This is a genomic window from Streptomyces sp. NPDC005195 (genome assembly GCF_040608315.1).
Taxonomy (GTDB): domain Bacteria; phylum Actinomycetota; class Actinomycetes; order Streptomycetales; family Streptomycetaceae; genus Streptomyces; species Streptomyces kaempferi.
The window spans coordinates 1-1,759 of sequence record NZ_JBEXHZ010000298.1 but is presented as its reverse complement, the minus strand read 5'-3'; the positions used below and the strand labels follow the sequence as shown (position 1 = coordinate 1,759).

General features: G+C 71.5%; 3 protein-coding genes. 2 read left to right on the top strand and 1 reads right to left on the bottom strand.

What is annotated here, in order from left to right:
- A partial coding sequence (locus ABZV34_RS39135; RefSeq protein ID WP_356287960.1) for an epoxide hydrolase N-terminal domain-containing protein occupies nt 1–422 on the bottom strand: 422 nt, incomplete at its 3' end.
- Between the two features lie 254 nt (nt 423–676).
- Here ABZV34_RS39135 and ABZV34_RS39130 point away from each other — a divergent pair.
- Together ABZV34_RS39130 and ABZV34_RS39125 are read left to right on the top strand one after the other, a co-directional pair.
- The gene (locus ABZV34_RS39130; RefSeq protein ID WP_356287958.1) at nt 677–1,159 is read left to right on the top strand and encodes a VOC family protein; all 483 of its coding nucleotides are present in this window, start codon (nt 677–679) and stop codon (nt 1,157–1,159) included.
- A 158-nt stretch (nt 1,160–1,317) separates the two neighbouring features.
- Entirely contained in the window at nt 1,318–1,713 is a 396-nt protein-coding gene (locus ABZV34_RS39125; RefSeq protein ID WP_356287955.1) for a nitroreductase/quinone reductase family protein, read from the top strand.
- Nucleotides 1,714–1,759: the final 46 nt, after the last annotated feature.

The window sequence follows — 1,759 nt, the reverse complement described above, 5'->3', positions numbered from 1 at the left end:
CTCGGTACGACCAGATGGAACGCGTCGGCCGGATCGCCGCCGTGCGCGCGCGGATCGGTCAACGGGCCGACGACGTCGGTGAACTCGACGATCGAGCCCGGCCAGCCGTGCGTCATGATCAGCGGGGTCGCCGAGGGTTCCGGCGAGCGGATGTGCGCGAAGTGGATCCGCGCGCCGTCGATCTCCGTCGTGAACTGCGGCCACGCGTTCAGCCGGTCCCGCGCCGCCGGCCAGTCGTAGGTGTGGCGCCAGTACCGGACGAGTTCCCGCAGGTACTCCCGGGGCACGCCGTACGCCCAGCCGACCCCGGGCAGTTCGTCGGGCCAGCGGATGTGGTCGAGGCGTCGGTGCAGGTCGTCGAGGTCGCTCTGGGGGAAGTCGACGGTGAACGGTTCGATGCGGGGGGCGTCCGAAGGGGTCATGTCCGCGCATGCTAACGCCGGGCCGCCCGCACACGCCGCTGGATTTCTCCCGGCGTGGCGCGGATCCCGAGACCGGGACCGAGACCGCGGCGGATACCGCGGCAGTGACAGTGACGCCGCCGTACGGGCGCCACGGTCGGTGCGTGCCCGACGGGTTCTCCGCACGGCGGCCGGTCGGTGCGTGCCACCGATGAGTTTTGCGGCGACGATCGGTCTGCACAGGTGACCGATGTTCCCCGTCCGAGGAGGTACGCATGTCCGCCGAGGGTTTCACCACCTGTCTGTGGTTCGACGGCCAGGCCGAGGAGGCCGCCCACTACTACGTATCGATCTTCAAGAACTCCCGGCTCGGCCGGATCGGCCGCTACACGGAGGCCGGTCCGGGGCCGGCCGGGACCGTGCTGGCGGCCGAGTTCGAGGCCAACGGGCAGCGGTTCGTCGCGGTGAACGGGGGCCCGCAGTTCACGTTCGACGAGGCGATCTCGTTCCAGATCCACTGCGACGACCAGGGTGAGGTGGACCACTACTGGAAGAAGTTCGTCGACGACGGCGGCGAGGCCGGACCCTGTGGCTGGATCAAGGACAAGTACGGCCTGTCCTGGCAGGTCGTCCCGGCCCGCCTCATCGACCTCATCAGCGACCCGGACCCGGAGAAGGCCGCCCGCACGACCCGGGCGATGCTGGGGATGTCCAAGCTGGACATCGTCGCCCTGGAGAAGGCGTACGCGGGGGAGTAGCGCCTCGCGCTCCGACGACCGTGCCTGGCACCCCCGTTGGAACCGAGGGGGAGCGCGGCCTCGTCGGTCGCCTGGTCGGCACCGGACTCGTCGGGCGGCCGTGAGACGGTTGCCCGACCACCCGGACGCTGACGGGTACCGAACAGATGAGGTCTCGCATGTCCCGCCACCCCGAGCTGAAGTACCGGACGGTCACGGCGTTCCAGCGGCGGATCGGCAATCCGCTGCTGCGGCGGCTGCCCGTCCAGACCCTGCTGGAGACCACGGGGCGCACCTCGGGGCTGCCGCGCAGGACACCGGTCGGCGGCCGCCTGACGGGGCGGGAGTTCTGGTTCGTCAGCGAGTACGGCGAGCGGTCGCAGTACGTGCGGAACATCAAGGCGGACCCACGGGTGCGGATCCGGGTCAGGGGCCGGTGGCACGCCGGCGTCGCCCACCTGATGCCGGAGGACGACGCTCGCGCGCGCCTCGGGAGTCTGCCCCGGTTCAACAGCGCGGCGGTGCGCGCGCTGGGCGCGGGGCTGATGACGGTACGGGTCGACGTCACCGGCTGAGGCCGGGGGACGCGTCCGAGGAGGGCGCCGGAACGCGGCCGGCTCG

What these genes read in the sequence shown, in the direction of transcription:
- ABZV34_RS39130 (WP_356287958.1), top strand. Translation starts at nt 677, where the DNA reads ATGTCCGCCGAGGGTTTCACCACCTGTCTGTGGTTCGACGGCCAGGCC.
- ABZV34_RS39125 (WP_356287955.1), top strand. Translation starts at nt 1,318, where the DNA reads ATGTCCCGCCACCCCGAGCTGAAGTACCGGACGGTCACGGCGTTCCAG.